We start from the raw sequence: 24,930 nt of genomic DNA on the forward strand, positions 1-24,930 counted from the left end.
TGCATATGGATGAATAAGAATATGGATGTTCAGGATATAAAAAACCGGTTTGGAATAATTGGGAATTCACCCTTACTCAACAGAGCTATTGATATTGCCAGGCAGGTAGCACCAACTGATATTTCGGTGCTGATCACCGGTGAAAGCGGAAGTGGTAAAGAAGTATTTTCTCATATTATTCATTCATTAAGTGCGCGTAAACATGGCCCTTTCATAGCCGTGAACTGTGGAGCTATACCAGAAGGTACGATCGACTCAGAATTATTTGGTCATGAAAAAGGATCATTTACCGGAGCCCATGATGCAAGAAAGGGTTATTTTGAAGTAGTTGATGGCGGAACTATATTTCTGGATGAGGTTGCAGAACTACCAATCGGTACTCAGGCTCGTTTGTTACGGGTATTAGAAACGGGTGAATATATTCGTGTTGGCTCTTCCAAAGTACAGAAAACAAATGTGCGTGTAATTGCAGCTACGAATAAGGATGTTTTTGATGCCGTAAGTGCCGGTAAGTTCAGGGAAGATCTTTACTACCGTTTGAACACCGTTCCCTTGAAAATACCAGCGCTGAGAGAGCGCAAGGAGGATATAAATTTACTATTCAGGAAGTTTGTTGCCGATTTTACAGATAAATACAGAAGCCCTTCAGTGCAACTGGACCAGAGTGCACAGCAGGCTTTAATGAATTACAGCTGGCCGGGAAATGTTCGTCAGCTAAAAAATATTGCGGAACAAATTGCCGTTCTTGAAAAAGAAAGGAACTTAACGGCCGAGCATCTGCAGAGTTACATTCCGACAGAGGCTGGAAGCACCCTGCCTATGAGGATTCAGAACCAGAATAAAGAAGATTTTTCTGAGCGTGACATCCTCTACAAGGTACTCTTCGATATGAAGAAAGACATGATGGAGCTGAAAAAACTGGTTGCAGAGATCATACAAAACGGAGGAAATACTTCAAGTATACAATCTAACCAGAATGTGATCAATCAGCTTTACCGCGATATTGAAATTCCGGGAAGCAGTAACCTTCCTTCAGATCCGCATCAATTGGTGATACATCAGCCCAATAATGATAAGTCATACGATATGATGGATGAGGCTGAAGAAGTGGAAGAGTCCTTATCTCTGGTGGATAAAGAATCGGACCTGATCAAAAAGGCGCTGAAAAAACATAAGGGAAAAAGGAAACTGGCAGCACAGGAACTTGGAATATCTGAACGCACACTGTATCGTAAAATAAAAGAATTAGAATTATAAGATCATCTTTGACCATGCATAAATTTCTGATAACAATTAAGTGTTTTATTGTTCTGACAAGCATTCTGATTATTCAGTCATGCGGAACTTATTCATTTTCAGGCGCTTCAATTCCAGCAGAAATGAAGACAATCTCAGTTCAGTTCTTCGAAAATAACTCCGCTTTGGTGGTTCCATATTTAAGTCAGCAATTTACTGAAGCATTGAAAGAGCGGATCCGGAATCAATCCAGACTTAGCATCGTCAGAGCTGATGGTGATGCTAACTTTGAGGGAAGGATCTCAGATTATACCATCAGGCCTGTGGCTATTCAGGGCAATGATCGCGCAGGATTAAACAGGGTTACGGTTACCGTTAACGTAAAGTACACGAACAGCCTGAACCCGGAGCTGAATTTTGAACAGAGTTTTCAGGCATTTCAGGAATTCAGCCTTAACCAGGGCCCAATACAAACACAGGAACAAAAATTATTAACATTGATCAATCGTCAGCTAACCGAGGATATTTTTAACAAGGCTTTTGCCAATTGGTAAAAAATATTTAGCTTTCAAAAAACTGAGCATATAGTGGAAGAGGTAAATCACCAGAATTTTGGCATCAAATTATTTTCAGAATATGTTGCAGATCCATCAGCAGCAAGCTTCGCCGAACCTGAAGAATTACAAACAGCACTTGAAAAATTTCCGTATTGCCAGCTGCTGCATCTTTTTTATTCTCGCTCTTTAGCTGCTAAGGGATCTGCAGAAAATGCTGATCATCTAGCAAGGACCGCACTCATTATACCTGACAGAACTATTTTATATTCAGCAATAAGGAATCCTGAAAAATTAAATTATACAAATTCAACACCTAGAGCTTCAATCGAAAGCCCCGAAAGTGAAGCAGGTCCGGTCGCAGAAGAAATTATTGATAAAGAGATCAGTAGCGAAGAATCCCTGGCTAAACAAACTTTAAAAGCAGATACCATTGAAAAAGAAAACCCAAAGGATGAAAGCTTAGCTGAAGAAATCAATACTGAAGAAATTCAAAGTAAAGAAACCTTAGTGGAGGAAAGTGATGTTGAAGTAACCAGAAATGATGCCGGTCAATTAATTGAGGAAGAAGAGATTAGTGAAGAGTCTCAAACAGAAGATACATTAGATAAATCAGAAGAACAGGCAGCACCAATAAGTCCGGAGCCGGAAATCAAGGCAGAATCTGATTGGTCGGCAAAAGAGGAACCTCAGGCTACTTCAAAGGAAACTGCTGTTAGCAAGTCTGCCACTAATGATTCAGACCTCATAGAGAATATATTTAATCAGCTGATTGGAGCCATTCCACCACCTGTAACCCCCGTAGCAGTTCATGCGGTTACGACGCCCTTTACTGATGAGGATTTTATTTCCGAACCTGTAAACATGGCCCCTGCTGATAGCATACCTCCTCAGGAGGAAAATCCGGCTCTGGGTAAGGAAGAAAGTATAGAAACAAAGGAAGAAGTCGAATTCAAGTCCGAAGAAACTATAGATGCAAAGGCAGAGGAAGAAGTCGAAATTAAGTCTGAAGAAGTTTTTATTCCTGTTAATGAGCTAGCTATCGCTTCTGAAGAAAATAAAACTAAAGATCCGGAAACAGATCAGAAAGTTTCAAAATACGACGACGATAAAATGCCTTATTCATTTTTATGGTGGCTTAACAAGACAAGAAATGAGCATTCTGACACCTACCAGCCGTATGTAGAATTTAAGCTGGATACTACTCAGACTATAAAAAGAACTTCGGTTGATCAGTTAAGCAGTCAGATCATTGAAAATATATTCCATTTGCAATCACCGCTTGAAGAGGTAGAAAATGCACCTAAAACTGTTCCTTTTCAGGTTCGGCGTAAAGAAGATTCGATTTTAGACAAGTTCATTAAAGAAGAGCCGCAGATCAAACCACCAAATTCACAAAAATTAGATACTGAGAACAAAGCGCGTAAAAGTGCAGAGGATCCAAACGACCTTGTTTCAGAAACACTGGCTCAGATCTATACCGATCAAATGTTGTTTCAAAAAGCGATCGATACCTTCAAAAAATTAAGTTTGAAATTTCCGGAAAAAAGCACGTACTTTGCCGACCAAATTATTGAATTAGAAAAGAAAGTAAATTAATAAATATGTTATATACAATTATTATTCTGGCAATCATTATTTGTTTTCTGCTAGTAGTGATCATTTTGATCCAAAACCCAAAAGGAGGTGGCCTTTCATCAGGTTTTGCCGGTTCTAACAATATAATGGGTGTTCAGAGAACAGGTGATTTCCTTGAAAAAGGCACATGGGTTCTTGCCGTAACATTAATGGTTTTAGCATTGATGGTAAATGTTGTTGTTCCCCGTGGAGGAGTAGTTGATCAGGAAAAAAATGATATTCAAAATCAGATCAACAAACCTGCTGTACCGGTTGCTGCACCATCAAATCTTCCACTTCCTGCAGATACCACTAAGAAATAATTAACGAACTTATAGTAAAGGTCACCTAAAAAGGTGGCCTTTTTTTTTGGAAACAGGCTGACATTCAACTGACAGCTTGACACCGAATAGTATTGAATAAAGCAGGTCCAGGTACCTATTAATGAAAATTTGACAAGAATACTGACCAGAGGTCATTTGGCATAATTAGTGACTTCAATAAGGAAGAAAAATTTAATTAATTAAATACATAATAATAATATGGCATTAAATATCAAACCTAGCGCAGACCGGGTAGTTATAGAAGCTGCTCCGGCTGAAGAAAAAACAGCCTCAGGACTTTATATTCCTGATACTGCAAAAGAAAAACCTCAAAAAGGAACTGTTGTAGCCGTTGGCCCGGGCAAGTATGCAGAGCAAACCGGCAATTTGATCCCTATGGCTTATAAAGTAGGAGATGTGGTATTATACGGTAAGTATGCTGGTACCGAGATCACTCATGATGGTAAGGAATATCTTATCATGCGTGAATCTGATATTTTCGCAACATTATAAGGAGGTCGGAGGTCGGAAGTAAGAGGTCGGAAATCAGACATCAGACATCGTACCTCATTCCTCATACCCCTAATCTAATTAAATTGAAACCCAGGAGCCTGATCCAAACATCTGTTTTGAATTAACTCCAGCATTTAAAATCTTTAAACAATGTCAAAACAAGTTAAATACAACGTTGAAGCACGTGACGCTCTGAAAAGAGGCGTGGATATCCTTGCCAATGCAGTAAAAGTAACTCTTGGACCAAAAGGCCGTAACGTAATTATCGATAAGAAATTCGGTTCACCAGCAATCACAAAAGATGGTGTTACTGTTGCCAAAGAAATTGAATTAAAAGACGCCCTTGAAAACATGGGTGCTCAAATGGTTAAAGAAGTTGCATCAAAAACAGCTGATCAGGCTGGTGATGGTACTACTACTGCTACTGTTTTAGCTCAGGCGATTGTTACAGCAGGAATTAAGAACGTTGCTGCCGGTGCAAATCCAATGGATCTTAAGCGTGGTATCGACAAAGCAGTTACTGCTGTTGTTGCTAACCTGAAGAAACAATCTCAGTCTGTTGGCGAAGACAACAAAAAGATCAAACAAGTTGCTTCTATTTCAGCTAACAATGATGAAATAATCGGAACTCTGATCGCTGATGCAATGGCGAAAGTTGGAAAAGATGGTGTAATTACTGTTGAAGAAGCAAAAGGTACTGAAACTGAAATGAAAACAGTTGAAGGTATGCAATTCGACCGTGGTTATTTATCTCCATACTTTGTTACCAATGCAGATAAAATGGAAGTTGAGTTGGAAAACCCATACATTCTTATCTACGATAAGAAGATCTCTTCTATGAAGGAATTACTTCCTGTACTTGAGAAACAAGTTCAAACAGGTAAACCATTACTTATCATTGCAGAAGATCTTGATGGAGAGGCTTTAGCAACTCTTGTTGTTAATAAGATTCGTGGTTCACTGAAAGTTGCTGCAGTTAAAGCTCCTGGATTTGGTGATCGTCGTAAAGCAATGCTTGAAGATATCGCTATCCTTACCGGTGGAACAGTTATCTCTGAAGAAAGAGGTTATAAATTAGAAAATGCAGATCTTACTTACTTAGGTCAGGCAGAAAAAGTGGTTGTTGATAAAGATAATACCATCGTAATTAACGGTGCAGGTAAATCTGATGATATCAAAGCCCGTGTTAACCAGATCAAAGCTCAGGTTGAAACTACAACTTCTGATTACGATAAAGAAAAATTACAAGAACGTTTAGCTAAACTTTCAGGTGGTGTTGCTGTACTTTACGTTGGTGCTGCTACTGAAGTTGAAATGAAAGAGAAAAAAGACCGCGTTGATGATGCTTTACATGCAACCCGTGCTGCGGTTGAAGAAGGTATCGTTGCAGGTGGTGGTGTTGCTTTCATCCGTGCTATCGAAGCTTTAACAGACCTTAAAGGAGTTAATGAAGATGAGAATACAGGTATCGCGATCATCAGACGTGCAATCGAAGAACCATTGCGTCAGATCTGCCAGAACGCAGGTATTGAAGGTTCTATCGTTGTTCAGAAAGTGAAAGAAGGTAAAGCTGATTTCGGATACAATGCCCGTACAGATGTTTATGAGAACCTGATCGGTGCAGGTGTTATCGATCCAACTAAAGTTGGTCGTATAGCACTAGAAAATGCAGCATCTATCGCAGCGATGTTATTAACTACTGAAGTGGTTTTAGCTGATGATCCTGAAGAGGACAAAGGTGGCCATATGCCTCCAATGGGTGGCGGTGGTATGGGTGGAATGATGTAATCTTCCCCCTCATTTAGACTCAAAAAGAAAGCCCTTCCTGAAAATTCAGGAAGGGCTTTCTTTTTGGGAGTTTTTTGTAAACTGAGATCATGAACCCGATATCAAACCTACCGGGCAATCCATTTCAATTTGACTCCTGCAGAGTGTAAACAGTTTCAAGATTTCGGCCCGGATGTAATAATCTTGTTGCTTTTACTATACAACCATTCCGGTTTAATACTCTCCTAATTAAATATATTATTTACTTTCCAGCCAAAACCCTTTCCTATCCTACTCAGTACAAACAGTGCACTTAGTTTAACCACTTGGAACAATTATTGACATTCGTACAATTAATGCGTTGAAATTCTAAAACTACATTTTTATGTTAATGATGGAGAAACGGAAAAAAACGAAAGGTTCTGCTTTCCAGATAGTTAAACCTTTCTCTCAAACCGATAATAAAAATCTGGCGACAGAATTGAAACTTGCCAACATAGAACTAGCTTTTCAAAATGAAGAGAAAGAGAAAAGGGCTGACGAACTGCGAGTCGCCAATATAGAGCTTGCATTTGAAAAAGAGGAAAAGAGAAAACGAGCTGCTGAACTGATAGTTGCCAAGAAAGAATTAGCATTTCAAAATTTCAAAAAGGAAAAACGAGCCGGTGAACTGATCATTGCCAATAAAGAACTCGCCTTCCAGGATAAGGAAAAAGAAAAAAGAGCTGCTGAACTAATTATAGCAAACAAGGAGCTGGCCTATCAAAATCAACAAAAGGGAAAGAGAGCGGCAGAACTTATCATCGCGAATAAAGAACTTATTATACAGTACAAAGAAAGGGAGAAAAAGGCGGATAAGCTGATCATTGCAAACATTGAGCTTGCTTATCAGGATGAAGAGAAAGAAAAAAGGGCTGCTGAACTAATTATAGCCAACCAGGAACTTGTATTTCAAAACCGGGAAAAAGAAAATAGAGCTGAAGAACTTATCATCGCCAATATTGAACTCGTATTCCAGAATCAGGAAAAAGAGAATAGAGCCGCTGAACTAATTATCGCAAACGAAGAACTTGCATTTCAGAACCAGGAAAAAGAGAATAGAGCTGCTGAACTGATCATAGCCAATAATGAACTCGTATTCCAGAACCAGGAAAAAGAAAAAAGAGCAGCTGAACTGATCATCGCAAATAAAGAACTAGCATTCCAGAACCAGGAAAAAGAGAATAGAGCTGCTGAACTAATTATCGCCAATAATGAACTCGTATTCCAGAACCAGGAAAAAGAAAAAAGAGCCGCTGAACTGACTCTTGCAAATACTGAACTTAAAAAAGCAGAAGAATCTCAAAAAGAATATATCCTGGGACTTGAGGAGATCATCTTTATTACATCCCACAAAGTCAGACAACCGATCACACAAATACAGGGAATTTCAAACCTGCTTGACGAAAAAATTGTTTCACGCGAAGAAATAAAAGAAATAACACTCTTTTTAAAGGAACCAATCAAATCTCTGGATACTTTTACCAGAGAGCTCACAAGCTATATATACCAACTTCAGTATAAAGTAAAAAATAAAAATGGAGCAAATGAATAGCTTTTACATTTAATACAGCTCCTTTTTTACCATTGGCAGTAATTGCTTAACCCATTCAGCATACATTTTACCAGAAGGGTGAAGACTGTCAGCAGATGTCAGGCTTTGGTCGTTTTCGGCAAGCCGTGAACCCGGAGTAATATCGATATAATGAACCCTGGCATTGAACGCCTCCTCCCGATTTATTTTATTAAAAGCATCTATTTCTATTGTAACTTCTACAGGATTCTTTAATTGTCCGAAGGGTGTAACACCCCAGTCCGGTATAGATATGACAAAAACTGTAGCCCTCCCCCCTGCTGAATGGCTGATAGCAGTATTAAGCAATTCAGCAAACTCCTTTCTGTAAGTTTCTTTTGAGAACTTCATATATTGATTATTGACCCCAATGAGCAGGGTCACAAAATCATACTTCTCTTTGAGCTTCGCCTGCTTTATCCCATCGATCAGATTGCTGGTTGTCCATCCTGTATAAGCCACAACATCGGGATCTGACGTTTTAATACCGGCAGCATTTAATTGATCAACAAGCTGAAAAGGAAATGATTCCTTCTGGTAAACAGCATCTCCAACCGTATAGGAGTCGCCAAGTGCCAGGTATGTTTTATCTGAAAATTGAATGATACTTCTGGGAAGGTCCGGTTTTGAACAGGAAAATACTGAAACTAGAACTAAAAGAAGCAGCAAAGATCTCATCATAAAATTTCCATCTCAAATAAATCACTGATATGCTGGCGGAGCTTTAGTTTAACCTCCTCCATCTCAACTTTATAACCAAGCTCTCTTTCCATCGAGGTAACATCCTTATCATCTATGCCGCATGGAATGATATTTTTAAAGTAGCTAAGGTCCGTATTCACATTGAATGCGAATCCATGCATGGTTACCCAGCGACTGCACCTGACTCCCAAAGCGCAGATCTTCCTGGCTTTCTCATTATCAGCGTCCAGCCATACTCCAGTAAACCCCTCATACCTGCCGCTACTTATTCCATAATCTGCAAGTGTAAGTATGATGGCCTCCTCGAGGGTACGTAAATACAGATGTATATCCGTAAAGAAATTATCCAGATCGAGGATCGGATACCCTACCAGTTGACCCGGACCGTGATAGGTAATATCACCCCCACGATTAATTTTATAATAAGAAGCACTTTTTTCCTTCAGGCCAGCCTCATCAAGCAGCAAATTTTCAGGCTTCCCACTTTTACCAAGCGTATAAACATGAGGATGTTCCACAAAAACAAGGTAGTTGGGGACCGGAATTTCGGTGCCGTTATTCCTGTTTAGAGTTTTAATGTTCACTGTTTCTGAAAAAACACTTTCCTGCTTATCCCATGCCGCCTGATAATCAAGCAAGCCCCAATCCTGAAAAATTACTTTTTTATTCTTCATTTGTATCATCTGAAACAAATCCAATCATATATTCATCAAATTTCTCATAATGAACAGTGAACTCCTTATGCGTGGAACCAACGTCCAGTTTTGCCGGAAATGATCCTTTACCCTCGTAATGGAATGGCTTGAGTTCAATATTCTCAACAAAGCTCACATTCTTTTTCCCATGAAGCTTATAAACTGCCTCCTTTGCGCACCAGCAGACATATAAATGCTCGATGCGCTGCTTTTCTTCAATGAATTCAAGTTCCTCAGCGCTCATGAACTTACTGGCAATACGTTCGATCTTATCTTTTATAAGTTCAATGTCAATTCCCACAGCTTTGTTCTTACTGACCATTACTGCGGCATACTCATAAGAGTGGCTGAGAGAAATATAATGAGGGAAATTACTCAGGTAGGGCTTGCCGCTTGAATCAACCCTGCAATCAATATACTCATCGGTATCCATCATTCTGCGAAGCAAGACACGGGTGCTTAGCCAATGCATATTTCTTTTGCCATTGACCAGGCTGTCAAGGTAAGTTCTTTCGTGCTCTTTTAACTGTAATTGAGCTAATAGCTCATCTGCAGATTCTTCGATCTTCCAGATAGCGAAAGAAGTATAGGGGTCAATTTCTTTGTGATAAGCAAGAGCCATTTTTAAAAATAAAATACCTGCAAAACTATCTCAAATTAATCATAATTTAGTCCAAATCTTAAGCTTATTTATGATACTTTCTGATAAAATTATACTGGAGGAAATTGAAAAAGGGAATATAATCATTGAACCCTTCCAAAAGGATTGTTTAGGCACAAACTCGTATGATGTACATCTGGGCAAATACCTGGCAACCTATAGAAACAGGGTTTTAGATGCCAAAGCACATAATGAAATTGATCATTTCGAAATTCCAAAAGATGGTTTTGTGCTTCAGCCAAATACTCTTTACCTGGGAGTGACTCTGGAATATACTGAAACCCACAGGCATGTGCCCTTTTTGGAAGGAAAATCAAGTACCGGCCGACTGGGAATTGATATCCACGCTACCGCAGGAAAGGGAGATGTAGGATTTTGTAATACCTGGACATTGGAAATCTCCTGTGCCCAACCAGTAAGGATCTATGCAGGAATGCCTATTGGACAATTGATCTACTTTGTTGTTGAAGGAGAAGTAGAAACTATGTACAATACTAAGGCAAATGCTAAATACAATAATAAAACTACCAAACCTGTTGAAAGCATGATGTGGAAGAACACTTTCTAAGACTTAACAGCCAAAAAATTCGTATATTATAATCAGATAAGCCTCAGTTTTTTAGTAAATTGAGGCTTAGTATTTTAATTACCCGGGGATTCCAAAGACTGACCATCATGTTGAATAAAAAAACTCATGCCTTTTGGAATTTTCAGGCTTACTTTTTCTAAAGAAAATTATGAAAAAATACGTTGTTATACTATTTTCTATAATAGCATCCATAGTTGTTTTGGGTTTTGTCAGGGATGATGAACCACTGAAAAAAATACTCCAGCAGATCGAAAAATATCGATTACAATACCCGCAGGAAAAAATACATCTTCACATGGATAAGCCATATTATGCCATCGGGGATAATATATGGTTCAAGGCCTATGTGGTTACTGCTGAGAAGAATGAATTATCAGATCTGAGCAAGATCCTTTATGTAGAATTGATCAATGATAAAGATTCTGTGAAACAATCCTTAGCCTTGCCTATAGAAATGGGGCTAACCTGGGGTGATTTCTCTCTTACCGACTCGTTAAAAGAGGGTAATTACAGGATACGGGCCTATACTAACTGGATGCGGAATTTTGGTGAAGAATACTTTTTTGATAAAACCTTTACCATAGGCAATTCCATTTCAAATACTGTACTTACTCAGGCAGATTATACCTACAGTAAAGACCCAAAAGGGCAGAAAGTGATGGCTAGTTTAAACTACGCCGATATGGCCGGTCAGCCATTGGTAAATAAAGAAGTCACTTATCAGGTGGTCCTGGATTTCAGAACTATCCTGAAAGGAAAGGGAATAACAGATTCAAAAGGTAATCTACTGATCAGTTTCGTGAATAATCAGCCTTTTATATTAAAATCCGGAAAGATCCTGACTACTATCCGTCTGGATGATAAGATCAGTGCCAGTAAAAATTTCCCTGTTAAATCCACATCAAACGAGACCGATGTAAAATTTTTCCCGGAAGGCGGAGATATGATCAATGGGATCAGTACACGGGTTGCCTTCAAAGCACTTGGCTCTGATGGTCTTGGTATTGCTGTCAGCGGATACATTTCTGACCAAAATAATGTCAGGATCAGCGAATTTAAATCAGAACATGCCGGAATGGGCTCTTTCAAAATAAAGCCAGTCGTTTCAAATACCTATACAGCACATATTACCTTTGAAGATGGCTCAGAAAAAGCTATTCCACTCCCAAAGGTTAAGGCACAGGGTTATGTATTAACTACTGACAATTCTGATCCGAACGAACTCAAAATAAGGGTCTCCACAACTGAGATGGATCAGCCGGATTCAGAACTTACGCTTGTAGCACAAAGTAACGGACAAGTACAGTTTGTATCAAAAAACAAGATGAATAGCAGTACTTTCAGTGCCGCAATACCCAAATCACGTTTTCCAACCGGCATACTGCAATTAACGCTGTTCTCCCCTAAGAATGAGCCTGTTGCAGAGCGTCTTGTTTTTATCAATCACTCAGATTTTCTTAAAATAAACCTCAGCACCAATAAACCTGAGTTCCAAAAAAGAGAAAAGGTAAAGATCATGCTGGATGTAAACGATCCAAAAGGCAAACCTACACTTGGTAGTTTTTCAATTGCGATCGTGGATGAAACAAAAGTTCCTGTTGATGAAGCAAGCGAAACGAGTATTATTTCGAATCTGCTTCTTAGTTCAGATCTGAAAGGTTTCATTGAGCAGCCAAACTACTATTTCACTGAAACTAATGCAGATAAAGTTCGGGAACTCGACAACCTCTTATTAACACAGGGCTGGCGTCGCTTCGAGTGGAAAAATATCTTATCAAACAACTATCCATCATTGGTTTATCAGCCGGAAAAGAGTATGCAGGTTAGTGGAAAAGTGACCTCCTTGACTGGCAAGCCTGTTATTGGAGGCAAAGTAACTCTATTCTCTTCATCAGGAACTTCATTTTTACTGGATACACTGACCGATAATAATGGAGTATTTAGATTTGATAATCTCTATTTTAATGATAGCACAAAATTCATTGTTCAGGCAAGGAATGAAAAGGACAAGAAAAATGTTGAGATCCTCCTCGATAGAATTCCAGCTCAACTGGTAACAAAAAACAAGAATGAGGCAATGCTGGAGGTCAACGTAAATAAATCGATGTTCGCCTACCTGAAAAATAGCCGTGCACAGTATGATGATCTAAGAAGAAATGGTCTGATCGCCAGAAATATTCTGCTGGATGAGGTTAAAGTGGTTGATACGAAAGTGGCAGTAAAAAACTCATCTAATTTGAATGGAGCAGGCAGAGCCGATGCCATTATAAGAGCTGAGCAGCTGCAAAACTGTTTTGACATAGCCCAGTGCTTACAGGGAAGGGTTGCAGGAATTATGGTAATGAACGGCATGGTTTACTCCACCAGAAGCATGAGCTCCTTCTCGGGGCCTGTACCTATGCAACTGATCCTTGATGGAGCCTACCTGGAACCTGAGTTTCTTTCATCCATAAATCCGAATGATGTTGAGTCCATTGAAGTATTAAAAAGCGGTGCCACTACTGCAATCTATGGAATGAGAGGTGGTGGCGGGGTTCTTATTATAAATACAAAGCGTGGTGAGAATAACAGAGATTACAGAACCTATGCACCCGGAATTATGGGGTACAACCCTAAGGGCTATTATAAAGGGCGCGAGTTCTATTCACCGAACTATGATGATCCGGAAATCAATTCAAAGATCGCCGACCTCCGGACAACCATTTACTGGAATCCGAATGTGATCAGTGACTCGACCGGAAAAGCCAGTGTTGAGTTCTTCAATTCAGATGGAACAGGAAATTACAAAGCTATTGTTGAGGGAATAAATGTTGATGGAACAATAGGCAGACAAATATTCAGATATAGCGTTAAATAAATATGAACACGATAAAAGTTAATATAAAAGATAAAATAGCGGTTCTGTCATTAAATCGCGGCCGTTCAAATGCTATTAACGCAGAAATGGTTGCTGAGCTTCATCAGATGATAAGGAACATTGAAAATGACGATTCGATTGCCGGCCTTATTTTGACTGGCAAGGATGGTTTTTTCTCTGCCGGCCTTGACCTTATTGAGCTTTATGATTATGATGAGGAAACAATAAAAAGCTTCTGGATCGACTTTTTAGACCTGGTAACGGCATTGGTTTCCTTCAAAAAACCAATGATTGCTGCCATCAGCGGACATAGCCCTGCAGGTGGTTGCGTGCTTGCCCTTTGTTGTGATTACAGAATAATGGCTGAAGGTAAATTCATTATAGGACTGAATGAAGTTCCGGTAGGCATAATTGTTCCGGAGAGCGTTTTTCATCTTTATTCATTCTGGCTTGGTCAGCCAAATGCTTATCGCTTCTTATTGGAAGGAAAGCTGTTGAATACTCAGGAAGCATTAAACACTGGTTTGATCGATGAAGTGGTCAACCCGGAAAGTATTTTACATGCTGCTGAGCGTAAAATGCTTACTTATATTCAATTGGAACGTAATACCTGGCAGCAAAGCAAAATGAATATGCGCGAAGAGCTGCTAAAAAAGGTAAGTACAGATCCAACTGAAATGCTAAGGCCTATGCTGGCACAGTGGTGGTCACCATCTACCCGCTCTATCCTGAAAACAATTATTCAAAATCTTCAACAAAAATCGGCCTGATATGTATAATGAACCCATGTTACGTGATGATGCCCTGAGTGGTAAAACAATAATTGTTACAGGCGGAGGAACCGGTCTGGGAAGGGCCATGAGCACTTATTTTCTTAAACTGGGCGCGAATGTGGTGATCACCAGCAGAAAGATGGATGTGCTCCTTAAAACTGCAGCAGAAATGGAACAGGAAGCTGCTGTCAGCAATAAAGGAGGTGCAAAAGTACTGGCGGTTCAATGTGATGTACGTAAGCCGGAAGAGGTGGAGGAAGTTCTGAAACAAACACTGGAAACTTTCGGTCAGGTGAACGGACTCTTAAACAATGCAGCAGGGAACTTCATTTCACCTACTGAACGTCTTTCAGCCAATGCCTTTTCTACGATCATCGATATTGTATTAAAAGGTACTGCAAATTGTACCATGGCAGTAGGCAAACACTGGATCAAAGAAAAACAAGCAGGTACAATTTTAAATATCGTTACTACTTATGCATTTACAGGATCTGGATATGTCGTTCCATCTGCCTGTGCGAAAGGTGGTGTACTTGCCATGACTCGTTCACTGGCCGCTGAATGGGGGAAATACGGCATCAGAAATAATGCCATTGCGCCCGGCCCATTTCCAACTAAAGGGGCATGGGACAGACTCCTTCCCGGAGACATGGCGAAAAAATTTGATTTTAAGAACCGGGTTCCGCTTAAACGTGTTGGAGATCATCAGGAGCTTGCAAATCTGGCTGCTTTCATGATGTCCGATTTTTCGGGTTATATTAATGGTGAAGTGATCACTATTGATGGAGGAGAATGGTTACAGGGAGCAGGTCAGTTTAATGGACTTGAGGCAATTACCCCCGAGATGTGGGATATGCTGGAAATGATGACCCGATCGGCTAAAGGAAGTTAATAATCAGGATGAAACGCGTCAATATATCATCAGGAGCCGTGTGGGAGGACATTGTAGGCTATAGTAGAGCCGTGCGTATTGGTAATCAAATTGAGATTTCAGGTACCACATCCGTTGATGGAGAAATAGTAATTGGCAAAGGCGACCTCTATAGCCAGACTATTTTCATCTTTCAGAAAATAGAAAAAATCCTCCGGGAAGCTGGTGCATCAATGAATGACATCGTACGTACCAGGATGTATGTTACCGATATCAGTAAATGGGAAGAAGCGGGCAGAGCACATGCCGAATTTTTCAGAAATATAAAACCTGCAACAAGCATGATCGAGGTAAGCCGGCTGATCGACCCCGAACTGCTCATTGAAATTGAGGTCACTGCAATAATTCAGGAATAGTCCGTTTTATAATTCGAATCGGAATTACGTAATTTGCAGAATGGGAACACAGGTACAGGAAGAAACACTAACGCTTGAAGAAGTTTTAGCAGCGTTAAAAGTTAACCATCGCCTTATACTCTGGAACGATGACACCAATACCTTCGAACATGTCATCAACTGCCTGATGAAATATCTTGATTATAGCGAAAAACAAGCTGAACGCATCGCATGGACTGTGCATAATGATGGGAAATGCACCGTCTTGGAAGGATCTTTCACAGAAGTTGAGGTTTATCGTAAGATCTTACAACAAGAAGGCCTTAGCGTTAGTGTCGACTAAATCAAAAAACCGGACTCTTAAAAATAACAGCGGGGCAATGAGCTGGTGCTTCTTCTTGGTTGAATTCGAAAGTTCAAGACAATTTCATGAGAACCTTTTTCAACTGCTGCAAGTTTTGAAGTTGTAAAATCATAAGAATAGCCGAGCTGTATATTAGGCGTAAGCTGCATTTCAGCTAACAGGTCTATTGAATCCATTGACCGCAGGGAAGCACCGATCCATAAAGTTTCCTTCAACAGAAAGTTTGCATTAAGATCTACCTGAACAGGTGAGCCATTTACATACTTGACCATTACGCTTGGCTTAAATTTTATATCTTCCCCCAGATCCTTGAGGTATCCACCCTGCAAAATAAAATGAGGCTTGTAGGCTGTATAGGTAGAAGTACTGGTTCCCAGGTCCCGATTAAAAAAATAGGGAGATGAAAATCCAGCATAGAATTTCTGTGAAAAGAACATCAAACCAAAACCTAAACTTCCTCTTAGCGAGTTCTGATCAGCAAAAACAGGGTCAAATGCCGCAGAAGCACTACCAGTCAAACTATATTGACCAACATATTTGCCAATACCTCCATTCAAACCTAGTGCAAAGAAAGTATTATCGCCCACCTCCACTTTATGTGCCAGCGTGCCCAAAACACCATTTTCACTAATCACTTCACCGATCTGATCTCTCAAAAATATAAATCCAACAGAGGTGTTTGATTGTTTTATTGGGCTATGAACAGAAAGAGTTTGAGTATTAGGTGCACCAGTAAAACCAACCCATTGTTGTCTTGCCAGAGCAGTGACATTTATTGCCTCATCCATCGCAGAATATGCAGGATTGATCACCAATCCATTGAACATATATTGAGTGAACATGGCTTTTTGCTGGGCCATTAAAGAAGTATGGCCAATAATGGAAACCAGTAGAGCAAGTAAGATGGGGAATATTGCCCTCGACTGAAATTTCATCTAATCAGATTGTTAAAATCATCAAATCGTCCGGTTCCAATCAGAACCTTGGTTTTTTAAATACTCGAAAATGGACTTTGAGTAAAGAATTGTTAAGCAATTCAACGGCATCCCAAAAACATAGTAACTGACTGTTTTTACGCTTTATAAGCGAAAAAGTTACATTTATGACCAATAGAACAGAATATTCGTATCCATTTAACCCTGACTTAATTCAATAATTTTTAACTTAATTTGTGAGTGCTTGCGAGATATAATATCTACTGGTTCTAAAATAAACAGACATGTTTTTCATACTCTCAAAGATCCTTAGCTTTCTAATATCACCCACCATTATATTATTGGGTATGCTAATAATTTCGCTGCTATCAAAAGTTCCTTCCATACGAAAGCGTTTCCTCATGATTGCTATTGGATTGCTTTTACTATTCAGCAATCCATTCATTATAAATCAATTACTAAATGTTTGGGAACTGAAAGCTGAAACAACAAGTCCGAAAAGCTATGATGCCGTGATAATTCTAGGAGGCTTCATGAGTGCCGACAAGACTAATAATAGCTATAGTTTTGGAGAAGGAGCCGACAGACTTACAGAGGGCCTGATTCTGTATAAAAGAGGATTCGTTAAGAAAATTATTCTAAGCGGGGGAAGCGGCAGTCTGGTAGATGACACACGTGAATCTGTCCTTGCAAAAGCTTTTCTGGTTGACAACTGCGGGGTACCTGACTCTGTAGTACTGATCGACACTGCGTCAAGAAATACATACGAAAATGCCGTAGAAAGCAAAAAAATAATGAAAACGGCTAATTTAAAAACTGCCGTAATGATTACATCCGCATGGCATATGAGGAGAGCTTTGGGCTGTTTTGAAACAGTAGGAATGAATGTTGACATCCATCCAACAGACCGCCTTTACAACAAGCCTCCTCATACACTTGATGATTTCATTATCCCAAACACAAATAATATAATCAAATGGGAAATTTTAATGCACGAAATAGCTGGTATTATTATGTACAAAATAAGAGGGTATAATTAAACCGGACAGCATGTAATCTGCTCAATTTTGAACTGCCTATTTCCGGTTCTGCTTTAATAATTGAACAAGGCCTTCATCATTTACAATGTAAACATCATCGCCACTACTGATATAAACCATAAACTGCCTGCTGGTTGCTTCCATCCAAAGCTTATTATCTTCCCCATTGATACTGAAGTCAAGATCATTAATTCCGAGTTTACTCAGGTCAGTTGCATACGACCTATTTTTCTGGAAATAGTCTTTCTGAAGATAATAGACATGCCACAAATGTTTCTTCTGCTCTTCACTATAAGGAATTGAAAATGTAGTTTCTGATGCTCCGGAAGCTTTTTTACTGAAAAACAGATAAGCCCAGCGCTCCGGAAAATGCATATTAACCACCCCCTGTGGAGACCATACCCAGTTATGCTCTGGAAGGTTTTTGCCATTTGCATCCTTCTTCTTTACATATTTTCCATCCTTAACTTCGGTATCCCATTCCACCCTTGAGAAATTAATTCGCCAGAAATCACCGTCAACGGGGGCATTTTGGTTCTTTGCAAATGGCATAGCTGAAAATGGAATAAATATCTCTGTAGTCCAGCCCTTATCAATATCAGAAGGATCATTAAGCGTTCCCTGTACATCTACTGCCCACTTCATACCGGGAGCATTATACACGATCATCGCACCACTTCCATTCCGGTAAGGCTTCGGCATGAATAAATCAAACATGGTATTTTGCGCATTGACTTCAAATTCATAATACCGGTGAGTATCATTATCAGGGTCAATAAAAATTTCAAAGTCATTATCATAAAATACGATATCATCATAATTTTTAAGGTAGGCCCAAACATGCGGATCCAGTAATTCAGCAGCAATATAAAGTCCTTTTTCGTCCCAGGTCATTTTAGCACGGGTATTCCATGTTGGCGCTGGCTTTTTATCTCCCTCTATATCCTTAAAGTACTCTGTCCATGGCACATTCTGCCATACAGCATCATTTAACTTTCCATCAACAACAGGAGCTGCAGGATTAAAAACAACAGTATACTGCCCTGGAGTAGACAAAAGATCCTCCTTGCCAGAAAATTTAGATTGCGAAAAGCCTGAAAAACTATTGACGAATAAAAAGCAACACAGAAAAGATAAATTCTGGAATTTTAGTTGAGATTTTGATTTGAATAACATTTTATATACTAATGATTGGGGATGGAAAATAAGAAGAATTATTGAAATTTTATGAAGACTGTGATACAGATATGTATTAAAAGGCACATTGTATCATTAATATTGCTATTTTCTCTTATTAATGCTTTTTAATATCTTCGTTATCCTAATCAATTTATAATTAACCAATTTAATTTCATGAGAAAATCCTTATTCCTATTTTCCTGTTCCCTGATTCTATCGGGGAATCTTGTTTATGCCCAAAGTAAAGATCCTGTTGTACAGGGAATTATAAAAGAGGCGACCGAAAACTCACAATTGAAAAAACTTGCACAGGAGCTGACTGATGGTATTGGTCCGAGGCTTGTTGGTACACCACAAATGAAGCAGGCTCATGATTGGGCTGTTTCAAAATACCAGAGTTGGGGTATATCTGCAAAAAATGAACAATGGGGTGAATGGCGCGGATGGGAAAGAGGAATAACTCATATAGATATGGTGCATCCACGGGTAGAATCCCTGGAGGGAATGCAACTGGCATGGAGTCCATCAACTTCAGGTAAAACAGTTACTGCCGAAACGATCATACTGGCAGACGTAGCCGACTCAATTGCTTTTCAAAACTGGCTTCCATCTGTAAAAGGAAAATTCGTGATGATATCCATGCAGCAGCCTACAGGAAGAGATGATAGAAACTGGGAAGAATTTGCAACCAAAGAATCACTCGAAAAAATGAAATCTGAACGTTCAAATGCTAGTACAGCCTGGCGTAATCGTATCGGCAAAACAGGACTAAATCCAAAAAGTCTGGCATTGGCCATTGAAAAGGCAGGCGCAGCAGGTATTGTGGCTTCCAACTGGTCGGCAGGTTTCGGTGTAAATAAAATATTTGGAGCACAAAGTACAAAAATACCTACTGTAGACATTTCATTGGAAGATTATGGAATGTTATACCGTCTAACTGAATCAGGAATAAAACCAAAGATCAGCATACGTGCAGATTCAAAAGAACTGGGAATGATGCCAACGTTCAACACTATAGCTGAAATAAAGGGAACTGAAAAGCCTGAAGAATATGTGATCCTTTCAGCCCATTTCGATTCATGGGATGGCGGCACAGGAGCCACAGATAATGCAACCGGTACTATCACCATGCTTGAAGCGATGAGGATATTGAAAAAGATCTATCCAAACCCAAAAAGAACGATCCTGGTAGGACACTGGGGTAGTGAAGAGCAGGGTTTGAATGGTTCAAGAGCATTCGTTGAGGATCATCCTGAGATCGTAAAAAACATTCAGGCTGTATTCAATCAGGATAATGGAACAGGTAGAGTAGTTGACCTTTCAGGACAAGGATTTTTGCACGCCTATGAGTACCTGAACAGATGGCTTAATCCAGTACCTACTGACATTCGTTCAGAGATCAAAACAAGCTTCCCGGGAACTCCGGGTGGTGGCGGATCTGATTATGCATCATTCGTTGCAGCAGGTGCTCCGGCATTCTCTTTAAGCTCATTAAGCTGGGCTTATGGAAACTATACCTGGCATACCAACCGTGACACATACGATAAGATTGTATTTGATGATGTTCAGAACAATGCCATTCTAACGGCAATATTAGCATATATGGCCAGTGAAGATCCGGCAAAATCATCAACCGTAAAAAGTGTATTACCTACAAACCCACGTACTGGTCAACCGATGAGCTGGCCAGCTACCCGTCAGCCAATCCGTAAAGGTGGTGTGAACTAATTCATTAAGAATGCTGACAGGGTTATGAATCCTGTCAGCATTCATAATATTCGGTATATTTGTTTTTTCAGACTAAGAAAAATAAATATGAAAAACCTCCACAACCTGATCCTTGTATTTATTATTCTTTCTCTGACTGCATGCGAAAAATCTGGCTCAGAAACCTCGCTAACCGGTAAATGGAAGTTAACTGAAACACTTGCCGATCCGGGTGATGGAAGCGGCAAATGGGTATCTGTAAAAAACAGTGATTCATACCTCCAAATAAATGCAGATGGAACGATCTCAGGTAATAATTTTACAAATTTTAAACAGTACAGGGTGATTGATAATCAACAGATTGAATTCATTTATCAGAATGGCACACCAACAATTCTAAGCTATAAACTCAGCGGGAATTCACTGGAGATTAGCGGAGGTTGTTTCGAAGCATGCGGATCGCGCTACAAAAAATAAAAATTTACAATACCAACAGATCGCCCTGCCTCAGGGCATTTATGGCCTTCCCATACCAAAAAGGTTCAAAATCGATATTTAAGCTGGTTTCAAAATTCTCTTTCGCTTTTTTAAAAGTCATCAATTCTGCATTTTCTATGCCTGCAAGTGGCAGAAATTTAAGCAGCCAATCGGCCTGATCTTTTTCAAGTTGTATGCTAAAGCTCCCCTTCTTATCAAAGAATTTTAGCTCTGCCATCTCCCATTGCCTGCCCTTTTTACTTTTGGTAAAATAATCGATCACAGGTTTTGTACCGAGCCAGACAATTTTTGCATCAGGCTTGATAAGGAATGACTCTTCTTTCGACAAAGATTTCATAATAAACTGAGGATCAACCTTTGTCTTAGGTACCTTATGTTCAAACCATTCCTGCAAAGGATAGTCAAAACAAATACCATGCATATAATTAAACAATGATTTCTTTAATCCATAGCTGAACAGTTCATGGTCTGTACCGATCTTGTCAACATGTCCGATATCGTTATTCGCAAAGGTACCGGTAGTTCCACAAGCCTTTTCCACCTTGAATTGTTCAGGGTACATCCCCACAGGGCTATGAGCAGTCATCGCAAACTGGTGCCAGAAAGCCGACTGTAATACTCCTGCATCAAACATTTGCCTGACCATTTCCAGTGAATCGATGGTTTCCTGAGCAGTTTGCGTAGGAAATCCATACATCAGGTAAGCATGAACCATGATACCTGCTTCCGTAAAATGATGACATACCCGGGCTACCTGTTCCACCTTCACACCTTTTTGTATAAGTTCGAGCAAACGGTCTGAGGCCACTTCCAATCCGCCTGAAATGGCAATACATCCGGAAGCCTTCAACAACAGACAAAGGTCTTTCGTAAAGCTCTTTTCAAATCGGATATTGGTCCACCAGGTAACAGTTAGCTTACGGCGCAGTATTTCCAGAGCCAGTGAGCGCATTAAAGCTGGAGGTGCAGCCTCATCTACAAAATGGAAACCCCGTTCCCCTGTTTGATCTACCAATTGTTCCATTCTGTCGCAAAGCAATGAGGCAGCAATGGGTTCATATATCTTAATATAATCCAATGAAATATCACAGAAAGTACATTTTCCCCAATAACAGCCATGAGCCATCGTAAGCTTATTCCACCGTCCATCACTCCACATGCGATGCATCGGATTGACAACTTCAATTACAGAAATATAACGATCAAGAAACAGATCGCTATAATCAGGAGTACCGGTTTCAAATTGCTTGTAATCAGGCGATTTACTTCGATTGCAATAGGTAACCTTTCCATCTATTAATGCAAATGTTCTTTTCAGTTCCGATATTTTTCGCTTACCATCAAGAAGCTCACAAAGGTGCTCAATGGGAGCTTCACCATCATCGAGGCAAATAAAATCCATGAACTCAAAAACACGTACATCAGCGACAGATCGTAATTCAGTATTTGGGAAGCCACCACCCATGGCAATTTTAACGTTTGGATACTCTATTTTCAGCCACTGAGCGATACGGAAGGCAGCATATAGATTTCCCGGAAAGGGTACTGATAGTGAAACTATTTCCGGAACTACGATCTTCATCTTTTGATCCAGGAGCTTGATCAAAAGCTTATCTGTAAATGTTAGTTCTTGCTGCAGAGCATCATAAAGCTCATCAAAACTTGACGCAGACCTTCCAAGACGTTCTGCATACCTGCTGAAACCAAAATTGCTATCAGCACATTCTATGATAAGATCTGAAATGTCTTCTAAAAAAAGTGTTGCCAGATGCTTAGCCTTATCCTGAGTCCCCATGGTACCGAAGGCCCATTCAAGCTCTTCAAGCTGTTCAAACCGGGATGCCTCAGGCAGGAAATCTTCCTGGCATATCAAATGAGAAAGTGTTGGGTTATGTCCCTGTAAAAAGGAGATCACAGCATCAATTTTATTGACATAATGCTCCTTCAAAGCAATTATACGTTGGGCATTTTCACTCAGCTCAGTGTTTGGTACTTTAATCTGATCAAACAGCTCATTCAGGCCGGAACTTGAAAAAAGAGCCAAAATAACCTCAATGCCCAGATCTGACTGATACGAGGAGATACCTTTTGTATTAAGAAATCCCTTTAAATAGGCGGTTGCCGGATAAGGCGTATTTAACTGCGTAAAGGGCGGTGTAATTAGATATATCTTGTTTGCCAATTCTTTGCTATTGAATGAATTCTGCGATTCAAAAAGAGATTAATGGTCAATTTCTGGCATGCATTTTTATCCTGTGGTTTATCGCTAAACTTGCAATATTACGATTTAAATACTCTTCCCCTGAACTGCGTTGCTGAAACAGATTGATATAGCCAAGTTCTACACTAAGATTTCTAATCAACTGGTAGTTCAGTCCTGCATAAAATCGATTCTGGTCAAAGGTATTGTAAATAATTCCACCATTAGAATTAATATATATTCCGTCACTAACCTTCAGGTTCAAGTCGTGAACCTTATTCTTTGATCTGATCAGGTTACATTCCAGTGAAACCATATAGGATAACCTTTCTATGAATCTGTATCCATGAATTAATGAGTCATCAAGTCTTTTCCGAATGAAACGTTCCTCCATTCTATAGCGATGTCCAATATTCAAATGTTTGAGTTGATGTCTGTATGCAAGTTCATGATTTAGCCTTATTTCAGGAACCTTAAATGAAGATGCGAACTCCTGGTCTCCAGGAGAATTTAAATAATAAGCAAAACCATTACCTAGGGAGAGATCTTTTAATAGAGAAAAATTAACCTGCGATTTCAAGAAGATCTGAGATTGCCTGACTGGTTCTAAAAAAATACGCTCCTGAATTTCAGCACTCAGAGACCATTTAGGCGAAAATTCAAAATTTGCTGAATAGGCAGCTGTCGAAAGGGACTGTTTAATAAAATTTTTCTTTAGGGTCTGGCCGAAAGAAGAAAAAGCAAAAAGCATTAACAATAAAATTTTAAATGCTATCCGATGATTCATAATAAACATACACTAAAATAGAGTGAAGAGTTTAAAGAATCAAACCTTAAAGCAAATAAAGATCAGTTTCCGAAAAGCAAGTTTGAAAACTTATATTTTCTACTTTTTCCAAAATCAAAGCTAAAACAGGATCAATAAACTGCTTTTAGTATCTTTGCAGGATATTCAATCAGAAAACATGATAGAGATCGGAAAGTTTAATGAATTAAGGTTTATCAAAAAGACTGAAGCAGGTCTTATCCTAACCGATGGCGAGAAAGAAGTTCTCCTACCTTATGTTCATGCTCCGGAAGATGCTCAAATTGGAGACAATCTTCATGTTTTCACCTATATCCATAGTGATGGCAGATTAATGGCTACCACTGAAACGCCAATTGCACAGGTTGATGAGTTTGCATTATTAACTGTTGTTGATGTGAATGAACAGGGTGCTTTCCTGGACATGGGCATTGGAAAAGATGTTTTTGTGCCTGAGAGGGAGCAAAAGCGGCCCATGCAGATCGGACAGAAATATGTAGTTTATCTGTTTAATGATGAAAGAAGTGAACGTATCACTGCATCTTCCCGATTAGCCGAGTTTGTTGATCAGGATGAACATGATCTGGAGGAAGGAGATGAGGTAAGATTACTGATCACAGAAGAAAGCGACCTTGGTTATACCGCAGTTATCAACCAGAGGTTTTTGGGGCTATTATATCATAATGAGGTTTTTGAAGATTTAAAAGCAGGTGACCAGAGAAGAGGGTTTATCAAGAAGATCAGAGAAGGCAATAAGATAGATCTTAGCCTTCAGGTAATTGGATTCAAGCATATACTCGATCTTAAAGACAGTCTGATGATTGAACTTGAAGAAAACGGTGGATCAATATCACTGGGAGATAAAAGCTCACCGGAAGACATTTACAATCGTTTAAAGATCAGCAAAAAAGCATTCAAAAAAGCTGCCGGAAGCTTGTATAAGGAACGCCTGATTGAGATCTCAGATTTTGAGATCAAACTGGTGCCAAAAGTACGGGCATAGGAGTCTTTGCCAGATATTTTTGCAATTCTGAATA

At 39.5% G+C, this 24,930-nt stretch carries 24 protein-coding genes; 17 read left to right on the plus strand and 7 right to left on the minus strand.

Going from position 1 to position 24,930, the window contains the following annotated elements:
* Nucleotides 1-21: 21 nt before the first annotated feature.
* The 7 genes from BLR27_RS12740 (at nucleotide 22) to BLR27_RS12770 (ending at nucleotide 7,604) form a co-directional block, all read left to right on the plus strand.
* Nucleotides 22-1,257: a sigma-54 interaction domain-containing protein gene (locus BLR27_RS12740; RefSeq protein ID WP_090705551.1), complete on the plus strand. Its 1,236-nt coding sequence runs from the start codon at nucleotides 22-24 to the stop codon at nucleotides 1,255-1,257.
* A gap of 122 nt (nucleotides 1,258-1,379) precedes the next feature.
* Nucleotides 1,380-1,790 (plus strand): LptE family protein, encoded by a 411-nt coding sequence (locus BLR27_RS12745; protein WP_245704510.1) that lies wholly within the window; start codon nucleotides 1,380-1,382, stop codon nucleotides 1,788-1,790.
* Between the two features lie 33 nt (nucleotides 1,791-1,823).
* A complete protein-coding gene (locus tag BLR27_RS12750; RefSeq protein WP_090705451.1) occupies nucleotides 1,824-3,389 on the plus strand; it encodes a hypothetical protein in 1,566 nt (521 codons plus the stop codon).
* Nucleotides 3,390-3,394: 5 nt separating this feature from the next.
* A complete protein-coding gene (gene secG, locus BLR27_RS12755; RefSeq protein ID WP_090705453.1) occupies nucleotides 3,395-3,730 on the plus strand; it encodes a preprotein translocase subunit SecG in 336 nt (111 codons plus the stop codon).
* Between the two features lie 219 nt (nucleotides 3,731-3,949).
* Nucleotides 3,950-4,243, plus strand: a complete 294-nt coding sequence (locus BLR27_RS12760) for a co-chaperone GroES (RefSeq protein WP_090705455.1) — start codon at nucleotides 3,950-3,952, stop codon at nucleotides 4,241-4,243.
* Between the two features lie 150 nt (nucleotides 4,244-4,393).
* Entirely contained in the window at nucleotides 4,394-6,031 is a 1,638-nt protein-coding gene (gene groL / locus BLR27_RS12765; RefSeq protein WP_090705456.1) for a chaperonin GroEL, read from the plus strand.
* Between the two features lie 370 nt (nucleotides 6,032-6,401).
* On the plus strand, nucleotides 6,402-7,604 hold the full coding sequence (locus BLR27_RS12770) for a coiled-coil domain-containing protein (protein WP_221406339.1): 1,203 nt from the start codon (nucleotides 6,402-6,404) through the stop codon (nucleotides 7,602-7,604).
* Nucleotides 7,605-7,613: 9 nt separating this feature from the next.
* Here BLR27_RS12770 and BLR27_RS12775 read toward each other — a convergent pair whose 3' ends face one another.
* Genes BLR27_RS12775 through BLR27_RS12785 form a run of 3 tightly spaced genes read right to left on the minus strand, consistent with a single transcriptional unit; the run spans nucleotide 7,614 to nucleotide 9,641 of the window.
* The gene (locus BLR27_RS12775; protein WP_245704511.1) at nucleotides 7,614-8,303 is read right to left on the minus strand and encodes an SGNH/GDSL hydrolase family protein; all 690 of its coding nucleotides are present in this window, start codon (nucleotides 8,301-8,303) and stop codon (nucleotides 7,614-7,616) included.
* Nucleotides 8,300-8,998: a lipoyl(octanoyl) transferase LipB gene (gene lipB / locus BLR27_RS12780; RefSeq protein WP_090705459.1), complete on the minus strand. Its 699-nt coding sequence runs from the start codon at nucleotides 8,996-8,998 to the stop codon at nucleotides 8,300-8,302. Before lipB ends, BLR27_RS12775 begins: the two co-directional genes overlap by 4 nt.
* Nucleotides 8,988-9,641 carry a 4'-phosphopantetheinyl transferase family protein gene (locus BLR27_RS12785; RefSeq protein ID WP_090705461.1) on the minus strand — a complete coding sequence of 218 codons (654 nt, stop codon included), beginning with the start codon at nucleotides 9,639-9,641 and terminating at the stop codon, nucleotides 8,988-8,990. Before BLR27_RS12785 ends, lipB begins: the two co-directional genes overlap by 11 nt.
* A 70-nt stretch (nucleotides 9,642-9,711) precedes the next feature.
* Between BLR27_RS12785 and dcd the strand changes: the two genes are divergently transcribed.
* The 6 genes from dcd to BLR27_RS12815 all read left to right on the plus strand — a co-directional run bounded on the left by dcd (nucleotide 9,712) and on the right by BLR27_RS12815 (nucleotide 15,508).
* Complete coding sequence (gene dcd, locus BLR27_RS12790; protein WP_090705463.1) at nucleotides 9,712-10,248, plus strand: dCTP deaminase; 537 nt, start codon at nucleotides 9,712-9,714, stop codon at nucleotides 10,246-10,248.
* A 169-nt stretch (nucleotides 10,249-10,417) separates the two neighbouring features.
* Nucleotides 10,418-13,126, plus strand: a complete 2,709-nt coding sequence (locus tag BLR27_RS12795; RefSeq protein ID WP_090705464.1) for a carboxypeptidase-like regulatory domain-containing protein — start codon at nucleotides 10,418-10,420, stop codon at nucleotides 13,124-13,126.
* 2 nt (nucleotides 13,127-13,128) lie between these two features.
* On the plus strand, nucleotides 13,129-13,896 hold the full coding sequence (locus BLR27_RS12800; protein WP_090705466.1) for an enoyl-CoA hydratase/isomerase family protein: 768 nt from the start codon (nucleotides 13,129-13,131) through the stop codon (nucleotides 13,894-13,896).
* 1 nt (nucleotide 13,897) lies between these two features.
* Nucleotides 13,898-14,791, plus strand: a complete 894-nt coding sequence (locus BLR27_RS12805; RefSeq protein ID WP_090705467.1) for an SDR family oxidoreductase — start codon at nucleotides 13,898-13,900, stop codon at nucleotides 14,789-14,791.
* An 8-nt stretch (nucleotides 14,792-14,799) separates the two neighbouring features.
* The gene (locus BLR27_RS12810) at nucleotides 14,800-15,186 is read left to right on the plus strand and encodes a RidA family protein (protein ID WP_090705469.1); all 387 of its coding nucleotides are present in this window, start codon (nucleotides 14,800-14,802) and stop codon (nucleotides 15,184-15,186) included.
* Between the two features lie 40 nt (nucleotides 15,187-15,226).
* Nucleotides 15,227-15,508, plus strand: a complete 282-nt coding sequence (locus BLR27_RS12815) for an ATP-dependent Clp protease adaptor ClpS (protein WP_090705471.1) — start codon at nucleotides 15,227-15,229, stop codon at nucleotides 15,506-15,508.
* Between the two features lie 17 nt (nucleotides 15,509-15,525).
* Here the strand turns inward: BLR27_RS12815 and BLR27_RS12820 are convergent, their stop codons facing one another.
* Nucleotides 15,526-16,464, minus strand: a complete 939-nt coding sequence (locus tag BLR27_RS12820; RefSeq protein WP_090705472.1) for a PorP/SprF family type IX secretion system membrane protein — start codon at nucleotides 16,462-16,464, stop codon at nucleotides 15,526-15,528.
* A 284-nt stretch (nucleotides 16,465-16,748) separates the two neighbouring features.
* Here BLR27_RS12820 and BLR27_RS12825 point away from each other — a divergent pair, with 284 nt between their 5' ends.
* Nucleotides 16,749-17,504 (plus strand): YdcF family protein, encoded by a 756-nt coding sequence (locus tag BLR27_RS12825; RefSeq protein ID WP_090705474.1) that lies wholly within the window; start codon nucleotides 16,749-16,751, stop codon nucleotides 17,502-17,504.
* 36 nt (nucleotides 17,505-17,540) lie between these two features.
* Here the strand turns inward: BLR27_RS12825 and BLR27_RS12830 are convergent, their stop codons facing one another.
* On the minus strand, nucleotides 17,541-18,680 hold the full coding sequence (locus BLR27_RS12830) for a carbohydrate-binding family 9-like protein (protein WP_090705476.1): 1,140 nt from the start codon (nucleotides 18,678-18,680) through the stop codon (nucleotides 17,541-17,543).
* 177 nt (nucleotides 18,681-18,857) lie between these two features.
* Here BLR27_RS12830 and BLR27_RS12835 point away from each other — a divergent pair, with 177 nt between their 5' ends.
* A complete protein-coding gene (locus tag BLR27_RS12835; RefSeq protein WP_090705477.1) occupies nucleotides 18,858-20,411 on the plus strand; it encodes a M20/M25/M40 family metallo-hydrolase in 1,554 nt (517 codons plus the stop codon).
* 87 nt (nucleotides 20,412-20,498) lie between these two features.
* On the plus strand, nucleotides 20,499-20,867 hold the full coding sequence (locus BLR27_RS12840) for a hypothetical protein (RefSeq protein ID WP_090705479.1): 369 nt from the start codon (nucleotides 20,499-20,501) through the stop codon (nucleotides 20,865-20,867).
* A 4-nt stretch (nucleotides 20,868-20,871) separates the two neighbouring features.
* Here BLR27_RS12840 and BLR27_RS12845 read toward each other — a convergent pair whose 3' ends face one another.
* Both BLR27_RS12845 and BLR27_RS12850 read right to left on the minus strand, forming a co-directional pair.
* A complete protein-coding gene (locus tag BLR27_RS12845) occupies nucleotides 20,872-23,070 on the minus strand; it encodes a B12-binding domain-containing radical SAM protein (protein ID WP_090705481.1) in 2,199 nt (732 codons plus the stop codon).
* 46 nt (nucleotides 23,071-23,116) lie between these two features.
* Nucleotides 23,117-23,875, minus strand: a complete 759-nt coding sequence (locus tag BLR27_RS12850) for a DUF2490 domain-containing protein (protein WP_176767700.1) — start codon at nucleotides 23,873-23,875, stop codon at nucleotides 23,117-23,119.
* Between the two features lie 178 nt (nucleotides 23,876-24,053).
* Here BLR27_RS12850 and BLR27_RS12855 point away from each other — a divergent pair, with 178 nt between their 5' ends.
* Nucleotides 24,054-24,896, plus strand: a complete 843-nt coding sequence (locus tag BLR27_RS12855; RefSeq protein ID WP_090705486.1) for a CvfB family protein — start codon at nucleotides 24,054-24,056, stop codon at nucleotides 24,894-24,896.
* Nucleotides 24,897-24,930: the final 34 nt, after the last annotated feature.

It is taken from the genome of Daejeonella rubra (genome assembly GCF_900103545.1).
Lineage (GTDB): Bacteria > Bacteroidota > Bacteroidia > Sphingobacteriales > Sphingobacteriaceae > Daejeonella > Daejeonella rubra.

What these genes read in the sequence shown, in the direction of transcription:
- BLR27_RS12795 (WP_090705464.1), top strand. Translation starts at nt 10,418, where the DNA reads ATGAAAAAATACGTTGTTATACTATTTTCTATAATAGCATCCATAGTT.
- BLR27_RS12785 (WP_090705461.1), bottom strand. Translation starts at nt 9,641, where the DNA reads ATGGCTCTTGCTTATCACAAAGAAATTGACCCCTATACTTCTTTCGCT.
- BLR27_RS12840 (WP_090705479.1), top strand. Translation starts at nt 20,499, where the DNA reads ATGAAAAACCTCCACAACCTGATCCTTGTATTTATTATTCTTTCTCTG.
- BLR27_RS12815 (WP_090705471.1), top strand. Translation starts at nt 15,227, where the DNA reads ATGGGAACACAGGTACAGGAAGAAACACTAACGCTTGAAGAAGTTTTA.
- BLR27_RS12820 (WP_090705472.1), bottom strand. Translation starts at nt 16,464, where the DNA reads ATGAAATTTCAGTCGAGGGCAATATTCCCCATCTTACTTGCTCTACTG.
- lipB (WP_090705459.1), bottom strand. Translation starts at nt 8,998, where the DNA reads ATGAAGAATAAAAAAGTAATTTTTCAGGATTGGGGCTTGCTTGATTAT.
- BLR27_RS12770 (WP_221406339.1), top strand. Translation starts at nt 6,402, where the DNA reads ATGATGGAGAAACGGAAAAAAACGAAAGGTTCTGCTTTCCAGATAGTT.
- BLR27_RS12805 (WP_090705467.1), top strand. Translation starts at nt 13,898, where the DNA reads ATGTATAATGAACCCATGTTACGTGATGATGCCCTGAGTGGTAAAACA.
- BLR27_RS12740 (WP_090705551.1), top strand. Translation starts at nt 22, where the DNA reads ATGGATGTTCAGGATATAAAAAACCGGTTTGGAATAATTGGGAATTCA.
- BLR27_RS12830 (WP_090705476.1), bottom strand. Translation starts at nt 18,680, where the DNA reads ATGTTATTCAAATCAAAATCTCAACTAAAATTCCAGAATTTATCTTTT.
- BLR27_RS12745 (WP_245704510.1), top strand. Translation starts at nt 1,380, where the DNA reads ATGAAGACAATCTCAGTTCAGTTCTTCGAAAATAACTCCGCTTTGGTG.
- BLR27_RS12760 (WP_090705455.1), top strand. Translation starts at nt 3,950, where the DNA reads ATGGCATTAAATATCAAACCTAGCGCAGACCGGGTAGTTATAGAAGCT.
- secG (WP_090705453.1), top strand. Translation starts at nt 3,395, where the DNA reads ATGTTATATACAATTATTATTCTGGCAATCATTATTTGTTTTCTGCTA.
- BLR27_RS12775 (WP_245704511.1), bottom strand. Translation starts at nt 8,303, where the DNA reads ATGATGAGATCTTTGCTGCTTCTTTTAGTTCTAGTTTCAGTATTTTCC.
- BLR27_RS12810 (WP_090705469.1), top strand. Translation starts at nt 14,800, where the DNA reads ATGAAACGCGTCAATATATCATCAGGAGCCGTGTGGGAGGACATTGTA.
- BLR27_RS12800 (WP_090705466.1), top strand. Translation starts at nt 13,129, where the DNA reads ATGAACACGATAAAAGTTAATATAAAAGATAAAATAGCGGTTCTGTCA.
- BLR27_RS12850 (WP_176767700.1), bottom strand. Translation starts at nt 23,875, where the DNA reads ATGAATCATCGGATAGCATTTAAAATTTTATTGTTAATGCTTTTTGCT.
- groL (WP_090705456.1), top strand. Translation starts at nt 4,394, where the DNA reads ATGTCAAAACAAGTTAAATACAACGTTGAAGCACGTGACGCTCTGAAA.
- dcd (WP_090705463.1), top strand. Translation starts at nt 9,712, where the DNA reads ATGATACTTTCTGATAAAATTATACTGGAGGAAATTGAAAAAGGGAAT.
- BLR27_RS12825 (WP_090705474.1), top strand. Translation starts at nt 16,749, where the DNA reads ATGTTTTTCATACTCTCAAAGATCCTTAGCTTTCTAATATCACCCACC.
- BLR27_RS12835 (WP_090705477.1), top strand. Translation starts at nt 18,858, where the DNA reads ATGAGAAAATCCTTATTCCTATTTTCCTGTTCCCTGATTCTATCGGGG.
- BLR27_RS12855 (WP_090705486.1), top strand. Translation starts at nt 24,054, where the DNA reads ATGATAGAGATCGGAAAGTTTAATGAATTAAGGTTTATCAAAAAGACT.